Source organism: Bacillus sp. JZ34 (genome assembly GCF_053903205.1).
Genome location: NZ_CP096403.1, coordinates 3549646 through 3567559, shown reverse-complemented (window position 1 = coordinate 3567559; position 17914 = coordinate 3549646). Strand labels below are relative to the sequence as shown.

Sequence of the window (17914 nt, the reverse complement as noted above, 5' to 3'; positions counted from 1 at the left end):
AATGATTTCGTTTAGGGAGTGGTTGTTTTGCAGCATAGCGAAATCGTCATTGTTGGAGCGGGACCCGCAGGTATTGGAATGGGAATCGTTCTGAAAAAACTCGGTTTTCAATCGTTTACGATTTTGGAAAAAGACCGTGCAGGAGCTTCATTTCGAAGCTGGCCTGAAGAAATGAAACTGATAACACCGTCCTTTACCGGGCAGGGATTCGGGGCTTTGGATTTAAATGCTGTTGCTCCGGGAACATCCCCTGCCTTTACTTTTCACCGCGAGCACTTGAGCGGGCAGGAGTATGGAGATTATTTGGCGCTTTTGGCCGATCATTTTCAGCTTCCAATTCAAGAAGGCACATCGGTTCGCAATGTTTATAAAGACGACGGCGGTTTTTCAGTTGAAACTAATAAAGGCACGATGAAGGCCAAAGACGTTATTTGGGGAGCCGGTGAATTCCAATTCCCGAAATATTCGTTTCATGGTGCAGAGATTGGCATCCACAATAGCAAGGTCGCCAGATGGAGCCAATTTGAAAAAGCCCATTATTACGTGGTAGGCGGCTATGAAAGCGCAATGGATGCGGCGGTTCAACTGGCGTCCTATGGCAGCGATGTGACGGTTGTGATGCCGAATTCGCTCCGCGAAAACGCTGAAGCCGATCCAAGCCGGTCGCTTTCACCTTATACATGGGAGCGTCTTGAAGATGCATATGAAAAAGGGAAGGTTCAGTTTTTGGAAAAAGCCCTGGTAGAAAAACTGGCGAAAAATGGACCAGCCTATGATTTATATTTGTCAGACGGGAGGAAAATACGCTCGGAAACACGGCCGATTATCGCGACAGGCTTTCATTCCGGGGCAAAACAAATCGAGCATTTGTTTGAATGGGGAGAGAACGGCAAACCGTTTTTAACGAATGAAGATATGTCGACCGTGACGGACGGTCTTTATTTAATCGGGCCGAGCGTTCAGCACCAAAACGCCGTCTTTTGTTTCATTTATAAATTCAGGCAGCGATTCGCCGTCATCGCCGAGCATTTGTTGGAAAAACGAAAGTTTTCGATTGATGAAAAGGTGCTGACAGAATACAGGGAAAATCAAATGTTTCTCACGGATTTGAGCTGCTGTGAGGTGCAGTGTGAATGCTGAAAGAGCCAACGCGGCGGCAGCGCATGCTCTTTATCGGACTCGAATCGGTCGGAAAAACAACGCTTTTTTCCGCGATCACAGATCAGAGAGCAGGCGAAGCAGCCAATGTGAAAGGATCGACGATATTTGCGGCTGAACGGGAGATCAAAAGCCTTCCGGGCTGGCAAGCCATTGATACACCGGGCATTCGGGAGGATGACAGCGTGTCGAAAAGAGCGCTGAAAAAAGAGATCGAAAAGGCCGATGAGGTGGTTGCCGTCTTGCGCGGCACCCATTTTTCAGAAGAGCTGAACGCGGTCTTGGACCTGATTCCGCCGGATGCCAGGCGCGTCTGCTTTATCGTTACGTTTCAGGATAAAATGACGGACGCCATGCGCCGGACGCTTTCTGAGCAAGTGGCCAAGCACAGTCTCCCGGTCCTGTTGGTTGATACGAGAACTGTGACAGACGATAAAAAAGAGCATATCATCGCTTTTTTAAGAAAAGAGGCTGAATTTCATCCGCTGAAACGGAAACGGATGAAACAGATTGAACTTGAAAGTGTGGCTGTTCAGCAGTTTGTGTTTCATCGTCCCGTAGTTGGGCCTGTTGTGAGCACTGCACTTTTATGTTTGTTATTTATGGCGCCGATCATATTGGCTTATCATACATCAGAGTGGATGCAGCAATACGCGGACGAATGGGCGGTTGAACCTCTCCAAAATGCGGTCGGAGGCTTGCCGTCATGGCTGAGCGCGGCATTGGCGGGGAATTATGGCCTGTTATCCCTTGGCATGTACTCGTTTGTTTGGGCGTTTCCTGTCGTTTTGTTTATGTCTATAGCAAATGCGGCAGCAGATGATTCGGGTTTAAAGGACCGGATCGTCGATTCACTGGACCCGCTGATGCGGAAGATCGGTCTGAACGGCCGCGATTTAGTTCCGCTTTTGACCGGATTTGGCTGCAATGTCGTTGCCGTTCAGCAGACGCGGTCGTGCAGCATGTGTACGAGAAAGCGTTGTGTATCATTTATTTCTTTCGGATCAGCGTGCAGCTACCAAATCGGCGCGACGCTGTCGATTTTTCATGCTGCGGGACGGGAGTGGCTGTTTATCCCTTACCTCGCTGTTCTTGTTGCCGCAGCAGCCGCTCATAACCGGATATGGTATCGCATCGATCAGAAATGGGCCGCTTACTTCGAGCGCCGGCAAACGTTTTTACAGATGCCGTCCTGGAAAGGGATCGTCTTTCGAGTAAAGGAAGTGCTTCAGCAATTTATCTTTCAGGCGATGCCGATCTTTCTCATCATTTGCCTGGCGGCGACAGTATTGAATGAACTCGGTGTCATCCGTCTTGTGACATTGCTTGTCTCGCCTGTTTTAAGCCTGTTCGGTGCTCCGGAAGATGCGGCGCCGGGCCTTGTTTTTTCTCTGATCAGGAAAGACGGTATTCTCTTGTTCAATGAAGGGAATGGAGCGCTTCTTGATGTGCTGCCGGGGGCAACGCTCTTTCTGCTCATTTACTTGGCATCAACCTTTACTCCATGCATGGTGACGGTTTGGACAATTGCCAAGGAACTGGGGATGAAAACGGCGGCAGCCATTATGGGAAAACAGATGGCCACTTCAGTCGTGTCAGTTTTGATCATCATGATCATCTGGAAGCTGACACTTTGCATTTTTAAATAAATTGTGGTGAAATAAAATATAAATCGTAATAATTACGATTTGATAAGAGGAAGGAGAATGAAAAAATGAGTAAAAAGATTCCTGTAACAGTGTTAAGCGGATACCTGGGGGCGGGTAAAACGACGCTGCTGAATCACATATTGCAAAACCGCCAAGGGCTGAAAGTCGCCGTTATCGTTAATGACATGAGCGAAGTCAACATTGATGCCGGGCTTGTCAAGCAAGGCGGCGGCCTGTCAAGGACGGATGAAAAGCTGGTCGAAATGTCAAACGGCTGCATTTGCTGCACACTCAGAGAGGACTTGCTGGTTGAAGTCGAAAAACTGGCGAAGCAAGGAAATATCGATTATATCGTGATCGAATCGACCGGTATCAGCGAACCGATCCCGGTCGCTCAGACGTTCTCTTACATCGACGAAGAATTGGGTATTGATTTGACGCGGTTCTGCCGTTTGGACACAATGGTCACGGTGGTCGACGCCAATCGTTTTTGGCACGATTTTCAGTCGGGGGACAGCCTGCTGGACCGGAAAGAGGCTGTCGGTGAAGAGGATGAACGCGACATCGCCGATCTGCTCATCGATCAAATCGAGTTTTGCGATGTGCTGATTTTGAATAAATGCGACCTTGTCTCCGAGGAAGATCTGGAAAAGCTTGAGAAAGTGCTGAAAACGTTGCAGCCTAAAGCAAACATCATCAGAGCGGTCAAAGGAGAGGTCGATCCGAAGGTCATCTTAAACACCGGTCTTTTCAATTTTGACGAAGCAAGCGGCTCAGCAGGCTGGATCAGGGAATTAAACGAAGGACACCACCAGCATACGCCTGAGACTGAAGAATACGGAATATCTTCGTTTGTATACGAAGCGCGCCGTCCTTTTCATACCGAGCGGTTTTATAACTGTATTCATTCGCTGCCGGAAAACGTCGTCAGGGCGAAAGGAATCGCCTGGTGTGCGACGCGCAACAGCCTTGCCCTTTTGATGTCGCAGGCAGGGCCATCCGTGTCGCTGGAACCGATCTCTTATTGGGTGGCCGCGCTGTCCAAGGCGGAACAGGAGCAAATCCTCAGACAGAATCCAGAGCTATTAAAAGAATGGAATGAAGAATTCGGAGACCGCCACACAAAGCTCGTCTTTATCGGATTGGATCTGTCCCCGTCAGAAATTACCGCCGAAGCGGATCGATGCCTTTTGACAGATTCGGAGATGGCGGACGACTGGTCGCTTTTATCTGACCCGTTCGATTGGCAGATTGAAAGAGCTAGATAAATGAATTTCCACATTAAGACAAAAGAGATATCTCTTTTGTCTTTTTTTATTTCAAACAAACCGGTGTTTTGTACACCATGTTGACATATCAGGAAAGGAATACTAATATTTTATTGTAATGTTAACTTAAATTATTTAAAGGTTAACATATGAGTGCGGTGTTTAGAGGGGGGATGAAAGCATGAAGGGAGAAGCGTATTACAGTGTGAGAATGAGAGCCTCCGAGAACGGTCCCCATGAAGAGGGGGGAAAACACATATCCGGAGGAGAGCGGCTTGCGCCTTTCATCGGTGTAAAGGATGCCGTCAGCGATTTATTGGAAAAAGCATTGTCTCATTCGCGGGGCAAGCCGGACTTTATGCAAATTCGCTTCGATCTTGTAAATGAACCGATAAAGTTTGTCCAGCCTCTGCGCATTGAAACGAATGAAACAAAATCAGCGGAAGAAGGACAAGCGCTTGCCCGTGAGCTGATCAGCCGCGCCGGCGTACCGAAAAACGCGGTAGACAAAGCGTTTCAAGGCATTGCCGAATACTCGGACGTAAGGGGCGCCGTTTTGTTTGACATTCATTCAGGCCGGAGGATTGACGGAAGAAAACAAAAAGGAGTGCGCGTCTCACGGCTCGATTGGCCGGAAGCCGATTTTCAAATGTGGGCGGCTTTGTGCGGAATGCCGCCGAATCCGCGGTTGAAAGAGGCGCTTGCCATCGCTTCTAAGGTATGTGAGCATCCGGCTGTCGTCGCCGAATTATGCTGGTCAGATGACCCTGATTACATAACGGGCTATGTTGCCGCTAAAAAGCTGGGTTATCAGCGGATAACAAGGATGAAAGAGCATGGAGACGAGAGCGGCTGCCGGATTTTTTTTGTTGATGGATTAACAGATATCAAGAGCTGTATAGACGGCTTGGAAAAACAGCCTGTATTCATTCGGTCGGGAGGTAAAACATGAATCAATCATTCGTTGAAAAAAGCAAAAAATATCTTTGGCTGCCTTTTACCCAAATGAAAGACTATCACGAAAACCCGCTGATCATCGAAAGCGGGGAGGGCATCAAACTGAAAGATATCGACGGCAGGGAGTACTATGACGGATTTTCTTCAGTATGGCTCAATGTCCACGGCCATCGCAAGAAGGAACTGGATGAAGCCATCAATAAACAGCTCGGCAAAATCGCTCATTCGACATTGCTGGGGATGACAAATGTTCCGGCGACAGAGCTTGCCGAGGTGTTAATCAAGATCACGCCGGAAAAGCTGACGCGTGTTTTTTATTCGGACAGCGGCGCTGCAGCAATGGAAATCGCGCTGAAAATGGCCTTTCAATATTGGAAAAACATCGGCAAGCCGGAGAAACAAAAATTCATTTCGATGAAAAACGGCTATCACGGCGATACGATCGGCGCTGTCAGCGTCGGTGCGATCGAGCTCTTCCACCATGTATACGGGCCGCTTATGTTTGAAAGCTTTAAGGTAAATGTTCCTTACGTATACCGCTCGAAAAGCGGCAACCCGGACGAGTGCCGCGATGAATGCCTCGCAGAACTCGAACGGCTCCTGAGCGAGCGGCACGGTGAGATCGCCGCGCTGTCGGTCGAATCGATGGTCCAAGGGGCATCGGGGATGATCGTGATGCCTGAAGGATATTTGGCAGGCGTCCGGGAGCTTTGTACGAAATATGACGTTTTAATGATTGTCGATGAAGTGGCGACAGGATTCGGCCGAACCGGGAAAATGTTTGCCTGTGAGCATGAACGTGTTCAGCCTGACTTGATGGCGGCTGGAAAGGCCATTACCGGAGGCTATTTGCCGATCGCCGTCACTTTTGCGACAGAGGAAATTTATCAGGCATTTTATGATGACTATGACAAACTGAAAACGTTTTTCCACGGCCATTCGTACACGGGGAACCAGCTTGGCTGCGCCGTTGCGCTGGAAAATTTGCGCCTGTTCGAATCGGAAAAAATCGTCGCTCAAGTTGCGGAAAAGTCGAAAATAGTGGAATCGCTTTTTCATGATCTTGCAGCGCTCCCTCATGTCGGCGACATCCGCCAGCTCGGTTTAATGAGCGGGATCGAACTCGTTCAGTCGAAAGAAACGAGGCAGCCTTATCCGCCTGAAGAGCGAATCGGATACCGGGTGTCTTTGAAAATGAGGGAGCTTGGCATGCTGACGAGGCCGCTCGGGGATGTTATCGCATTTCTTCCTCCGCTCGCCAGCACCGCCGATGACCTGAGCGCCATGGTGTCCATTATGAAAGAAGCGATTCAAGAGGTTACAGGCCGTGCCCATTGACGAATGGCTCAGCAGTCGGCTCGCCAGGACGAAGGCAGCCGGGCTTTACCGCTCGCTTAAACCGCCTCAAGCTGTCGCGGAAGCGAAACGTACGAATTGGGCGTCAAACGATTATTTGAGCCTGGCGAACGACAAACGGCTGATTCACGCCGCAGAAACGGCGCTTCGCCGCTTTGGAGCCGGGAGCACAGGGTCAAGGCTGACGTCCGGCAATACCGAATGGCATGAAAAACTTGAGCGGAAAATCGCCGGTTTTAAGCAGACAGAAGCCGCTCTCTTGTTTTCAAGCGGATATTTGGCCAATATCGGCGTGCTTTCGTCTTTGCCTGAAAAAGGAGACGTCATATTAAGCGATCAATTGAACCATGCGAGCATCATCGACGGCTGCCGCCTTTCAAAAGCTGATACGGTTGTTTACCGCCACACGGATATGAATGATCTTGAAGAAAAACTCCGCACCGCACAGAGCCGTGCTCGCCGTTTTATTGTGACAGACGGCGTGTTCAGCATGGACGGCACAATTGCACCGCTTGACGAAATCATGCTCCTTGCCAAGCGGTACCGGGCCTTTGTCATCGTTGATGATGCCCACGCAACAGGGGTTTTGGGAGATGCCGGTAGGGGAACGGGCGAGTATTTCGGCGTCTCCCCAGATGTTGTGATCGGCACGTTAAGTAAAGCTGTAGGCGCGGAAGGCGGCTTCGTCGCGGGCTCTAAAGCATTGATCGATTTTTTGCTGAATCATGCGAGAACGTTTATCTTTCAAACGGCTGTCCCGCCCGCAAGCTGTGCGGCGGCATGCAGAGCTTTAGACATCATTAAAGACAGCCGGGATAAACGCCGGCTTTTGCAATCATCGGTGACCACGATCAAACGGGGTCTCGAGGATATCGGGTTTACGGTCAAGGGAGAAGATACGCCGATCATACCCGTTATGATCGGAGACCCTCAAAAAGCCGTTCGATTTGCAAACGGCCTCAAGGAGAAAGGGATTGAGGCCCCGGCCATCCGCCCGCCGACTGTTGCGGAAGGAGAGAGCCGAATCAGGCTGACCGTCACCGCAGATCGCAAGTTAAGAGATATTGAAGCTCTATTAGAGGGGTTTAAATTAGTGGGAAGAGAGTTGAACTTGGTGAAATGAAGGGTTTTTTTGTAACGGGAACTGATACGGGAGTAGGGAAGACGTTTATCGCTTGCGGCCTTGCCGCTTTGTTGAAAGAGCAGCATGTTGATGTCGGCGTGTTCAAGCCGTTTTTGAGTGGAGAGCTTAGCAGCGATCCGCAGAGTGATACAGCACTTTTGAAGAACAGCTCTGAAACATCTCTCGCTGATGAGGAGATCACACCTTTCGTGTTTAAAGAGCCGCTTGCACCTTACACAGCAGGGAAGCTCGAAGGGAGGACCGTCGGGCTGGAAGATGCCGTGAACCATTGGAAAAAGATTAAGGATCGGCACGATTGCTTCATTGTTGAAGGGGCAGGCGGGATTGCGGTGCCGCTCGGAGAGGATTATTTCGTCAGCGACTTGATCAAAGCGCTCGATTTGCCGGCTGTCATTGTGGCCCGTCCCAATCTTGGAACGATCAACCATACGTATTTAACCGTCCAATACGCGAAACAAATGGGGATACGCGTGATCGGCATCGTGATCAACGGCATCAGCAGCCGGCCCGGACTTGACGAACAGACGAATCCGGACATGATTGAAAGATTTTGCGGTGTGCCGCTCCTCGGCGTTACGCCGAAGCTTGAAGACGTTTCACCAACACAAATTCACCACATGATCAAGGAGCATGTCGATGTTTCCTTGATTATGAATCAAATGCAAATGGGGGCAGAAACATGAATCAGTGGATGGAACTTGCAGAACGGGTGTTGGATGGCGGAGAAGTAACTGAAAAAGAGGCGCTTTCCATCTTGGAATGCTCGGATGACGACGTTCTCCTGCTTATGCATGCTGCATTTCAAATCAGAAAACGCTACTTTGGAAAAAAAGTAAAGCTCAATATGATTATGAATGCAAAATCCGGACTTTGTCCGGAAAACTGCGGCTACTGCTCGCAGTCTTCGATATCAAAAGCGCCGATCGACAGCTACAGGATGGTCGACAAAACGACCCTGCTTGAAGGTGCAAAGCGTGCACACGATTTAAATATCGGAACGTATTGCATCGTGGCGAGCGGCAGAGGCCCGTCCAACAGAGATGTCGATCAAGTGGTCGGCGCCGTTAAAGAAATTAAAGAAACGTACGGCTTAAAAGTCTGTGCATGCCTCGGACTGCTAAAGCCCGAACAGGCCGAGCGGCTGAAGGAAGCCGGAGTGGACCGGTACAATCACAACATCAATACATCAAAAAGCAATCATTCAAACATTACAACGTCCCACACGTATGATGACAGAGTAAACACTGTGGAAACAGCCAAAAAATCCGGAATGTCCCCATGCTCGGGCGTCATTGTCGGGATGAAAGAGACGAAGCAGGATGTCGTCGATATGGCGAATAGCTTAAAGGCGCTTGATGCAGACTCAATTCCGGTTAATTTTTTGCATGCGATCGACGGAACTCCGCTGGAAGGGGTCAATGAATTAAATCCGCTTTATTGTTTAAAGGTTTTGGCTTTGTTCCGCTTTATCAACCCGACAAAGGAAATCCGTATTTCAGGGGGGCGCGAAGTCAACCTCCGTTCCTTGCAGCCGCTGGGGCTGTATGCCGCCAATTCGATCTTCGTCGGAGACTATTTAACAACGGCAGGGCAGAATGAAACAGAGGACCATAAGATGCTCCATGATTTAGGATTTGAAGTCGAATCGGTGGAAGAAATGAAAGCCAGTTTACAGCGGTAACACGGGGGAGATATAGCATGACGACAGAACTGCACGAGGCAGGGCCGCGTCTGAAATCGGATTCGGATTTTTGGAGAGATCCATATCTGTTTTACGATAAACTGCGGTCCGTTCATCCTGTATATAAAGGAACCGTTTTAAAGCATCCGGGATGGTATGTCACCGGATATGAAGAAGCGGCGGCGATTTTGAGGGACGCGGTATTTAAAAACCGCGTTCCTCTCCCTGAAGCCTCTACAAAATATGAACAACTTCACGAATTGCAGCGGAATATGATGCTGTTTCAAAATGAGTCCGGCCATAAGCGGATGCGGACGATTGTCGGCAAAGAATTCATGCCGCAGAAGACGGCATCTTTCCGTCCTGTTATAGAAGAAATCGTCCATGAATTGCTCGATCAGCTTGAAAACAAGAAGACGGCGGACATGGTATCCGAATTCGCCTTTCCTTTGGCAAGCCTTATCATTGCCGACATGCTCGGCGTCCCCGCAGAGGAGAGATATCAATTTAGGCAATGGACGGCGGATCTCATTCAAACGATCGATTTGACCCGCACACGAAAGGTGCTGGCAAAAGGCGGGGATACCGTTGCCAAGCTGACGGCGTATTTTAAAGATTTGATTGAAAAGCGAAAAGCTCATCCTTCTCAAGACCTGATCAGCACATTCGCCGGTCATGAGCAGCTCGCCGAAGATGAAGTGCTTGCGACGTGCATTCTGCTTGTGATTGCCGGGCACGAGACGACGGTCAACCTTTTGACGAACGGATTGTTTTTGCTCATGAACCCTCCCGGCCAGCTCAGCGCGCTGAAAGAAAGTCCGCTGCTGATTGAGTCAGCTGTTGAAGAATGCCTGCGCTATGAAAGTCCGACACAGCTGACAGCGCGCACCGCGTCAGAGGACTGCGAAATCAACGGGAAGATCATCAAAAAAGGAGAGCGCGTATACATCCTTTTAGGCGCCGCCAACCGCGATCCGAAGATATTTCAAAATCCGCATGTATTTGACATCACGAGAAAACCGAATCCGCACCTTGCCTTTGGAGCCGGTGCACACGTATGTTTAGGCTCGGCATTAGCTCGGCTAGAAGCGCAAATTGCCATTCCCGCATTGTTGGAGCGGCTGCCTAAGTTGAAGCTTGCTTCAACAGACGTTCCATTTCGCAGGTTAATCGGCTTTAGATCGCTGGCTGAGCTGCCTGTCATCCTCAATTAAAGACAAAAAAGGGCTGGCTTACAGGTGCCGGCCCTTTTTAATCTTTCTTTTCATTTTGCGTGATATAGGTTTCCAGAAGCGCTTTTAATTCTTTAACCTCCGCGCGCAGTTCTTTGATTTCTTTTGTATCCTCTTTCAGCTCGCCTGTCTCATCTTCTATTTCCTGAGAAATTTTTTGTGCATTATTCACGATTTCCCCGACGATCAAGTTGATCATAATGAAAGTCGCAATGATGATAAATGAAACGAAATAGAGCCATGACCAGCCGCTCTCGGCAAAAATCGGCCTGAATATGCCGCTTGCCCACGATTCGAGCGTAAAGGTTTGGAACAGTGTCAGAAGGCTGAGCTGCAGGTTGCCGAAGTATTCCGGCGCGATAGCAGAAAAGAACATCGTACCGATGACGGCGTACACATAAAAAATGATGCTCATCAGAATAATGACGCTGCTGATAGTCGGAATCGCCATAAACAGCGCATTGACGATCCTTCTTAATGAGGGAACGGAAGTGATCGTCCGCAGCACCCGCAGCACCCGGAAGATACGGAGAACGCTGACGAAATTCGTATTGTAAAGAATCAAACTGCCGGCGACGATTACGAAGTCAAAAACGTTCCAGTTGTTTTTAAAAAAGTGCTGTTTTTGAACGAATAGTTTAAGAGATAGTTCGATGACAAATATCGTTAAAAACAAACAATCCACAATAAAAAATACTTTTTGATAAGGTTTAAAGAAAGCGTAAGTTTCCAAACCGATCGAGATGGCATTCAACACAATGACCGTCGTTATGAATGACTGAAACAGCCGGCTTTCAATCAATGCCGAAACTTTACTTTGAACTGAAAATCGATTTTGATGAGTGTTCACTCTGATTATTTGTCCTCCTGTTTAGTTGTCCATTCTATGATACGTTACAGCAGCAGGATGATGTCAAGTCAGTTCTTTTTTTTGTATCGAAAAAAACTTAACGTTTACGTAAAAGTATAATAGTAGTATAATAGAAAAGAAGAAAAATCTCGGGGGGATATGGACGTGGAGTGGATGAAGATTGATCAAATGGCCAAGCGAAGCGGCCTGACGAAAAGAACGATCCGCTTTTACGAAGAAATCGGTCTGCTTTCTTCACCGAAGCGGACGGAAGGCGGTGTCCGTCTTTACTCTGAAGACGATCTTGAAGAGCTTGAAAGAGTGATCAGCGCGAAGGAAGTGCTGGGATTCTCGCTGCAGGAGCTCCAGCAGTTCATGGAAACGGGCAAGCACTTGGAGATGAATAAAGAAGGATACCTTTTATCGCTGGACAAACGGGAACGAAAAGAAAAGCTCGAAGACATTCAGAGGATGCTGAATGAACAGATGAGAATGATTGATGAAAAAATTGAAAAATTTCAATCATTCAAGAAGCGCTTGGAGGGTATGCAGGCAAAAGCCGAGAATGCGCTTCAATCAATTGATTAAACAAGAAAAACGCTATTTTTATAGCGTTTCTTTATTTGCAAAGAAAGGTTTGATAGATCATGAATGAACAACCACCTGAGAACTCAAGTATGTTTAAACAGCCAAAAGCGGTCTGGGCCGTGGCCTTTGCTTGCGTGATCTCGTTTATGGGGATCGGGCTTGTCGATCCGATTCTGCCGGCGATTGCGCGGCAGCTGCATGCTTCCCCCAGCCAAGTTTCGCTTTTATTTACAAGCTATCTGCTAGTCACAGGTTTCGCCATGCTTTTATCAGGCGCCGTATCGAGCCGGATTGGGGCAAAGCTGACGTTAATCAGCGGCTTGATCCTGATCATCGTTTTTGCAGGCTTGGGCGGGCTTTCGCATTCCATTTCTCAGCTCGTCGGCTTTCGCGGCGGCTGGGGACTCGGAAACGCCATGTTTATCTCAACTGCGCTTGCCGTCATTGTCAGCGTGGCATCTGGCGGAAGCGCAAAAGCCATTATTTTGTATGAGGCGGCTTTGGGATTGGGCATTTCGGTTGGACCGCTTGCCGGTGGAGAGCTTGGCACAATATCGTGGAGAGCGCCGTTTTTCGGCGTATCGGTTTTAATGGCGGCCGCTCTTTTGGCCATCTTTTTTCTTTTGCCGCCTGTCCAAAAGCCGCGGAAGAAAATTTCCGTCAGCGCGCCGATCAAAGCGCTTCGTTATAAAGGGCTATTGACGCTTTCAGGCGCCGCATTCTTATATAACTTCGGTTTCTTCACCCTGCTTGCATATTCGCCGTTTGTTCTTGACTTAAATGAACGGGGCCTCGGCTACGTCTTTTTCGGCTGGGGGCTGTTTCTTGCGATCACTTCCGTTTTCATCGCTCCGGCCGTACAGCGGATCTTTGGAACCGTCCGCTCGCTGATCTTTCTGTTTTTGCTGTTTGCAGCTGATTTGCTCGCGATCGGGATTTGGACGGAGCACATGGCGCTCGTCATCGGGGCGATCATCATAGCCGGAGGGATTCTGGGCATGATCAATACGATTTTGACAACAGCGGTGATGGAAGCTGCGCCTGTCGAACGGTCTGTCGCTTCATCTGCCTACAGCTCCATCCGGTTCATCGGCGGGGCCATTGCGCCTTGGATTGCCGGTGTGTTAGCCGATCATTTTACTGCGCATACTCCCTATTTTGCAGGATGCATCGCCGTGCTTGCCGGCATGGCCGTTTTGACTGGAGGCCGCCGTTATTTGGCAGGCATCAAAGCCGGTCATTAATGAAAACAGCGTGTCGAGAAACCCTCGCATTCGTTGTCAGGCCGGCGCGTCGGTGCTCACGAATAGAGGAAGGATCGGCGACTAACCGCCCAGGCGTCCTGCCTGAACGTCGCCGTCATCACCTCCTGTGAAAGTCCGCTCCGATGCTCGGCCTTCCTAGACTGCAAAGGTTTTCAATCACGCAGAAAGGATGACAAAATCCCAAAACAAAAAGCCGTTTTGGGATTTTGTCAACAATCTGAAAGCTTGTTTCCCTAAAAGGAAACAAGCTTTTTTTGTTTATAAAACTTTCGTTGTCCATGACTCGCAATTCCATGTTTCTGTCGCGATATCCATATAGAATTCAGGTTCGTGAGAGATGAGCAGGACGGAGCCTTTGTATTCTTTCAAAGCTCTTTTTAATTCTTCTTTTGCTTCAACATCAAGGTGGTTTGTCGGTTCATCGAGTACAAGCAGGTTCGTTTCCGAATTGATAAGCTTGCATAGTCTGACTTTTGCTTTTTCCCCGCCGCTTAATACGGATACCCTGCTTTCGATATGCTTTGTCGTCAGTCCGCACTTCGCCAGAGCCGCGCGGATTTCGTACTGTGTAAAGGACGGAAAGTCGTTCCACACTTCTTCTATGCATGTGTTGTTGTTGGTCTCTTTGACTTCCTGCTCGAAATAGCCGATATGAAGGTGTTCGCCGCGTTCGACTTCTCCCGACAGTGGTGAAATTTCACCCAGAAGGCTTTTCAGCAATGTCGTTTTTCCGATGCCGTTGGCTCCGTACAGAGCGATCTTTTGGCCCCGCTCCATTCTCAAGTTCAGCGGACGGGACAGCGGCTCATCATAGCCGATGACGAGCTCTTTCGTTTCAAAAATCAGCTTTCCGGATGTTCTTGCTTGTTTAAAATGAAATTCAGGCTTCGGTTTTTCCGAAGGGAGCTCGATCATATCCATTTTATCGAGCTTTTTTTGCCGGGACATCGCCATATTTCTTGTGCTGACGCGCGCTTTGTTGCGGGCGACGAAATCTTTCAGCTCCGAAATCTCCTGCTGCTGTTTCTTGTAGGCTGCTTCAAGCTGCTGTTTTTTCACTTCGTATACTTCGCGGAATTGGTTGTAGTCGCCGACATAGCGGGTCAGCTCCTGGTTTTCCACATGGTAGATCAAATTAATGACGCTGTTTAAAAACGGAATGTCGTGAGAAATCAAAATAAAGGCGTTCTCGTACTCCTGCAAATAGCGTTTCAGCCATTCGATATGCTGTTCGTCCAGATAGTTTGTCGGCTCATCGAGCAGCAGGATGTCGGGCTTTTCCAAGAGCAGTTTGGCAAGCAGCACCTTTGTCCGCTGGCCGCCGCTCAAATCCGCGACATCCCTGTCAAGGCCGAGATCGTTAAGCCCGAGGCCGCGGGCGATTTCTTCGACTTTTGCGTCAATCGCGTAAAAGTCGTTGTTGGTCAGGGCGTCCTGGATCGTTCCGACTTCTTCGAGAAGCTTTTCAAGCTCATCGGGGTCAGCCTCGCCCATTTTTGTGTAGATGGCATTCATTTCTTCTTCCATCGCAAATAAATAATGGAAAGCGTTTCTGAGCACGTCGCGGATTGTTTGTCCGCGCTCAAGTGATGTATGCTGGTCAAGATAGCCGACCCGGACCTTTTTGGACCATTCGACTTTTCCTTCGTCAGGCTCAAGTTTGCCTGTAATGATATTCATGAAGGTCGATTTTCCCTCGCCGTTTGCTCCGATGAGACCGACATGTTCGCCTTTCAGCAATCGAAAGGATATATCATGAAAGATCGCCCGGTCGCCAAAACCGTGGCTCAGCTTTGTGACTGTAAGTAAACTCATGTTTTGCACCTCAAAAAATATAATCTGTATTCTATAAGATTATATCGAACTCAGAGGGAACAATAAAAGAAAAATTGCGCAGCCGCTTTTGTTTTGAGATACTAGGAGCAGAATCAACCTGATAAAAGGAGAAAAACATGACAGAAAGATGGCCATTTTTAAATAAAGCAAAACCGTTTATTCAAGAAAACTGGAAGGCATCGGGCTTTCAAGAGCCGACGAGTGTCCAAAAAAATGCAGTCGATCTGATTTTGGACGGGCGTGACGTGATCGCCGAGTCGCCGACTGGAACGGGCAAAACGCTCGCTTACGTCCTGCCGATTCTGGAAAAGCTGGAGGCGGATCAAAAGAACGTGCAAGCTGTGATTTTGGCTCCGTCCCGCGAGCTTGTCATGCAGATTTTTGATGTGATCGTCGAATGGAAAAAAGGCTCGGATATCAGAGCCGCTTCCCTGATCGGCGGCGCCAATGTCAAAAAGCAGCAGGAAAAGCTGAAAAAACACCCGCACATCATTGCGGGCACACCTGGACGCGTATTTGAGCTGATTAAAATGAAAAAACTGAAAATGCATGAAGTGAAAACGATCGTCCTTGACGAAACCGATCATCTGCTTACGCCGGAGCATCGCGGGACGATACAAAGCATCATCAAATCGACGCTCCGCGACAGGCAGCTCCTCTGTTTTTCGGCGACTTTAAAAGACGACGCCGAACGCGAGCTCCGCAGCATGACGACAGAAGCGGAAGTTCTCAGGATCAAGAGGTCGAAAGAAGAATCTGCAAAAATCAAACACCAATTTCTCGTATGCGACCAGCGGGATAAGGTGAAGATCCTGCAAAAATTCTCGCGGCTTCCGGGCATGCAGGCGCTCGTCTTTGTCAAAGACATCGGCAACTTAAACGTGTATGCCGAAAAGCTCAAATTTCATCATGTCGACATCGGCGTTCTTCACAGCGAGGCGAAAAAAATCGAGCGCGCCAAAATATTGCAGGCATTTGAAGCAGGCGAATTCACGCTGCTTCTCGCGACCGATATCGCAGCGCGCGGAATCGACATCGAAGATCTCCCTTATGTCATCCACGCCGATTTGCCAAACATTGAAGGCTATATCCACCGGTCGGGAAGGACGGGAAGAGCGGGGAATGAAGGAACCGTGATCAGCCTTGTCAACCGCATTGAAGAGGAAAGGCTGAAAAAGCTGGCGAAGAAGCTTGAAATCCCGCTTCAGCGGATCGTGTATGAAAGAGGACGGATTATTGAAAGATAAGAAAGAGGCCTGCTGCCGGCAGGCCTCTTTTTTATATGAATGCTCAGGCATTGTCGGAATCGGCGACTTTGATCAGCTGTTTGCCGAGGTTTTTTCCTTCAAACAAGCCTAAAAATGCCTCAGGTATCCGCTCGAAACCTTCTGTTATCGTTTCCTCATATTGAAGCTGCCCGCTTTTTACCCATTCGGCGAGCTGTTTGGTTCCTTCAGGAAAGCGGTCCCTGTAATCGTTGACAACAAATCCTTTCATCAGGGCGCTTGTTTTAATTAAGGCCGTTTGTACACGCGGCCCCATATCATCTTCTGCGCTTTTGACGTTATAAGAAGAAATCGCCCCGCAAACCGGAATTCGTGCAAACTTATTGAGCAGGGGGAAGACAGCATCTGAAATCGTGCCTCCGACGTTGTCAAAGTAAACATCGACACCGTCCGGACAAGCTTGTTCAAGCGCTGAGGCCATATTTTCCGTTGTTTTATAATTGATTGCTTCATCAAAACCGAGCTTTTCTTTTAAGTATGCCGTTTTTTCGTCAGAGCCTGCAATACCGACGACTCTCGCCCATTTGATTTTGGCAATTTGTCCGACGGCGGAGCCGACTGCTCCGGCGGCACCGGAGACAACAACCGTTTCACCGGCTTTTGGCTGTCCGATGTCCAAAAGTCCGAAATAAGCCGTCAAACCGGTCATGCCGAGAATCCCAAGAAAAGCGGTAACAGGCGCGAGGGACGGATCGATTTTCTGCAGATTGTCTTCGCGAACCGCTGAATACTCCTGCCAGCCCAAGCGGCCCAAAACAATGTCCCCTTTTTTGAGCTTGTCTCCTTTTGCAGATATCACTTCGCCGATCACGCCTCCGGTGATTACTTTATCAAGCGGAAATGGCTCGACATAGGATTTCGTGTCCTGCATTCTTCCCCTCATATAAGGGTCCACTGAGACATAAAGCGTTTTTACAAGCACTTCACCGTTTTTTGCTTCCGGAATTTCCGTTTCTTTTATGCGAAAATCGTCCATAACAGGTATGCCCTGCGGACGTCTTGCGAGTTCAATTTGTTTTTGCGACATAATGATTCCTCCTTTTACTTATAACTTACCACGTAAAAAAGAGGTTTAGCAAAAGATCAGCGGGTTGCATGAAAGGTTTTTTTCAGCACAGAATCGGGCAGAAAAAGATGAAAAACATCAGCATTTCTTTCATTTAAAAGATATTGATTGGCATTTTCTCTCGAAAATTGAAACATGTCTTTTGTGATAAAAGGAAGCAATGACAGGAGATATGAAGAGAGGAGGTCTTCGGTGCTGCTTGCCGTTCTCCTTTCTTCCGGATCGCCGATGTTCATGATGATTGAAAAGACGTAATCGATATTAATGCCGAATCGTCTGGCGGCAAAAGATTCAAATCGATGAGTATCAACTTCTTGATGACCTTCCCTTGAAAAAATCTGCTTGACCAAATCGCTAATGATCCATGCGTTATATTGCTGTTCCGGTGAAAAATAATACACGCTTCAATCACCCCATCTCAAAGCCTTGTCTATTTGTAATGTACCTGAATTGGCAATCCTTTCAAACGTTTTGTCTGAAAATTTATAACAATTGTAACATTGAAATGAAAATGTCATGACAGAGCATTCATCCGTTTAGCCGCGCAAACAAAGGGTAAGTGTTAAATACAACATGAA

Annotated in this window: 16 protein-coding genes; 12 read left to right on the top strand and 4 right to left on the bottom strand. The window is 48.4% G+C overall.

From position 1 onward, the window contains the following. The first annotated feature begins 27 nt into the window (after window positions 1–27). The 9 genes from M1D90_RS18205 to M1D90_RS18165 all read left to right on the top strand — a co-directional run bounded on the left by M1D90_RS18205 (window position 28) and on the right by M1D90_RS18165 (window position 10427). On the top strand, window positions 28–1140 hold the full coding sequence (locus tag M1D90_RS18205; protein WP_456282946.1) for an NAD(P)/FAD-dependent oxidoreductase: 1113 nt from the start codon (window positions 28–30) through the stop codon (window positions 1138–1140). Further along, entirely contained in the window at window positions 1134–2807 is a 1674-nt protein-coding gene (locus M1D90_RS18200) for a nucleoside recognition domain-containing protein (RefSeq protein ID WP_456282945.1), read from the top strand. The genes M1D90_RS18205 and M1D90_RS18200 overlap by 7 nt, the downstream gene beginning before the upstream one ends. A gap of 65 nt (window positions 2808–2872) precedes the next feature. Beyond that, window positions 2873–4075: a GTP-binding protein gene (locus M1D90_RS18195; protein WP_456282944.1), complete on the top strand. Its 1203-nt coding sequence runs from the start codon at window positions 2873–2875 to the stop codon at window positions 4073–4075. A gap of 181 nt (window positions 4076–4256) precedes the next feature. Beyond that, window positions 4257–5027 (top strand): 6-carboxyhexanoate--CoA ligase, encoded by a 771-nt coding sequence (gene bioW / locus M1D90_RS18190; protein WP_020450511.1) that lies wholly within the window; start codon window positions 4257–4259, stop codon window positions 5025–5027. Next, window positions 5024–6370 carry an adenosylmethionine--8-amino-7-oxononanoate transaminase gene (gene bioA / locus M1D90_RS18185; RefSeq protein ID WP_145654452.1) on the top strand — a complete coding sequence of 449 codons (1347 nt, stop codon included), beginning with the start codon at window positions 5024–5026 and terminating at the stop codon, window positions 6368–6370. Before bioW ends, bioA begins: the two co-directional genes overlap by 4 nt. After that, window positions 6360–7511, top strand: a complete 1152-nt coding sequence (bioF, locus tag M1D90_RS18180; protein WP_216921168.1) for an 8-amino-7-oxononanoate synthase — start codon at window positions 6360–6362, stop codon at window positions 7509–7511. The genes bioA and bioF overlap by 11 nt, the downstream gene beginning before the upstream one ends. Next, the gene (bioD, locus tag M1D90_RS18175) at window positions 7508–8215 is read left to right on the top strand and encodes a dethiobiotin synthase (RefSeq protein WP_020450514.1); all 708 of its coding nucleotides are present in this window, start codon (window positions 7508–7510) and stop codon (window positions 8213–8215) included. Before bioF ends, bioD begins: the two co-directional genes overlap by 4 nt. Continuing rightward, window positions 8212–9213: a biotin synthase BioB gene (gene bioB, locus M1D90_RS18170; protein ID WP_020450515.1), complete on the top strand. Its 1002-nt coding sequence runs from the start codon at window positions 8212–8214 to the stop codon at window positions 9211–9213. The genes bioD and bioB overlap by 4 nt, the downstream gene beginning before the upstream one ends. 17 nt (window positions 9214–9230) lie before the next feature. Further along, entirely contained in the window at window positions 9231–10427 is a 1197-nt protein-coding gene (locus M1D90_RS18165) for a cytochrome P450 (protein ID WP_456282943.1), read from the top strand. 37 nt (window positions 10428–10464) lie between these two features. Here the strand turns inward: M1D90_RS18165 and M1D90_RS18160 are convergent, their stop codons facing one another. Further along, the gene (locus tag M1D90_RS18160) at window positions 10465–11295 is read right to left on the bottom strand and encodes an ion transporter (protein WP_020450517.1); all 831 of its coding nucleotides are present in this window, start codon (window positions 11293–11295) and stop codon (window positions 10465–10467) included. 165 nt (window positions 11296–11460) lie between these two features. Here M1D90_RS18160 and M1D90_RS18155 point away from each other — a divergent pair, with 165 nt between their 5' ends. Then, window positions 11461–11883: a MerR family transcriptional regulator gene (locus M1D90_RS18155; RefSeq protein ID WP_003179703.1), complete on the top strand. Its 423-nt coding sequence runs from the start codon at window positions 11461–11463 to the stop codon at window positions 11881–11883. Window positions 11884–11942: 59 nt separating this feature from the next. Then, window positions 11943–13127: an MFS transporter gene (locus tag M1D90_RS18150; RefSeq protein ID WP_039073285.1), complete on the top strand. Its 1185-nt coding sequence runs from the start codon at window positions 11943–11945 to the stop codon at window positions 13125–13127. A 279-nt stretch (window positions 13128–13406) separates the two neighbouring features. Here the strand turns inward: M1D90_RS18150 and M1D90_RS18145 are convergent, their stop codons facing one another. Next, complete coding sequence (locus M1D90_RS18145; RefSeq protein ID WP_020450520.1) at window positions 13407–14963, bottom strand: ABC-F family ATP-binding cassette domain-containing protein; 1557 nt, start codon at window positions 14961–14963, stop codon at window positions 13407–13409. 137 nt (window positions 14964–15100) lie between these two features. Here M1D90_RS18145 and M1D90_RS18140 point away from each other — a divergent pair, with 137 nt between their 5' ends. Further along, a complete protein-coding gene (locus M1D90_RS18140) occupies window positions 15101–16231 on the top strand; it encodes a DEAD/DEAH box helicase (protein ID WP_039073284.1) in 1131 nt (376 codons plus the stop codon). Window positions 16232–16274: 43 nt separating this feature from the next. Here M1D90_RS18140 and M1D90_RS18135 read toward each other — a convergent pair whose 3' ends face one another. Further along, window positions 16275–17303, bottom strand: a complete 1029-nt coding sequence (locus M1D90_RS18135) for an NADP-dependent oxidoreductase (RefSeq protein WP_456283517.1) — start codon at window positions 17301–17303, stop codon at window positions 16275–16277. A gap of 50 nt (window positions 17304–17353) precedes the next feature. Further along, the gene (locus M1D90_RS18130; protein ID WP_020450523.1) at window positions 17354–17737 is read right to left on the bottom strand and encodes a YfmB family protein; all 384 of its coding nucleotides are present in this window, start codon (window positions 17735–17737) and stop codon (window positions 17354–17356) included. Window positions 17738–17914: the final 177 nt, after the last annotated feature.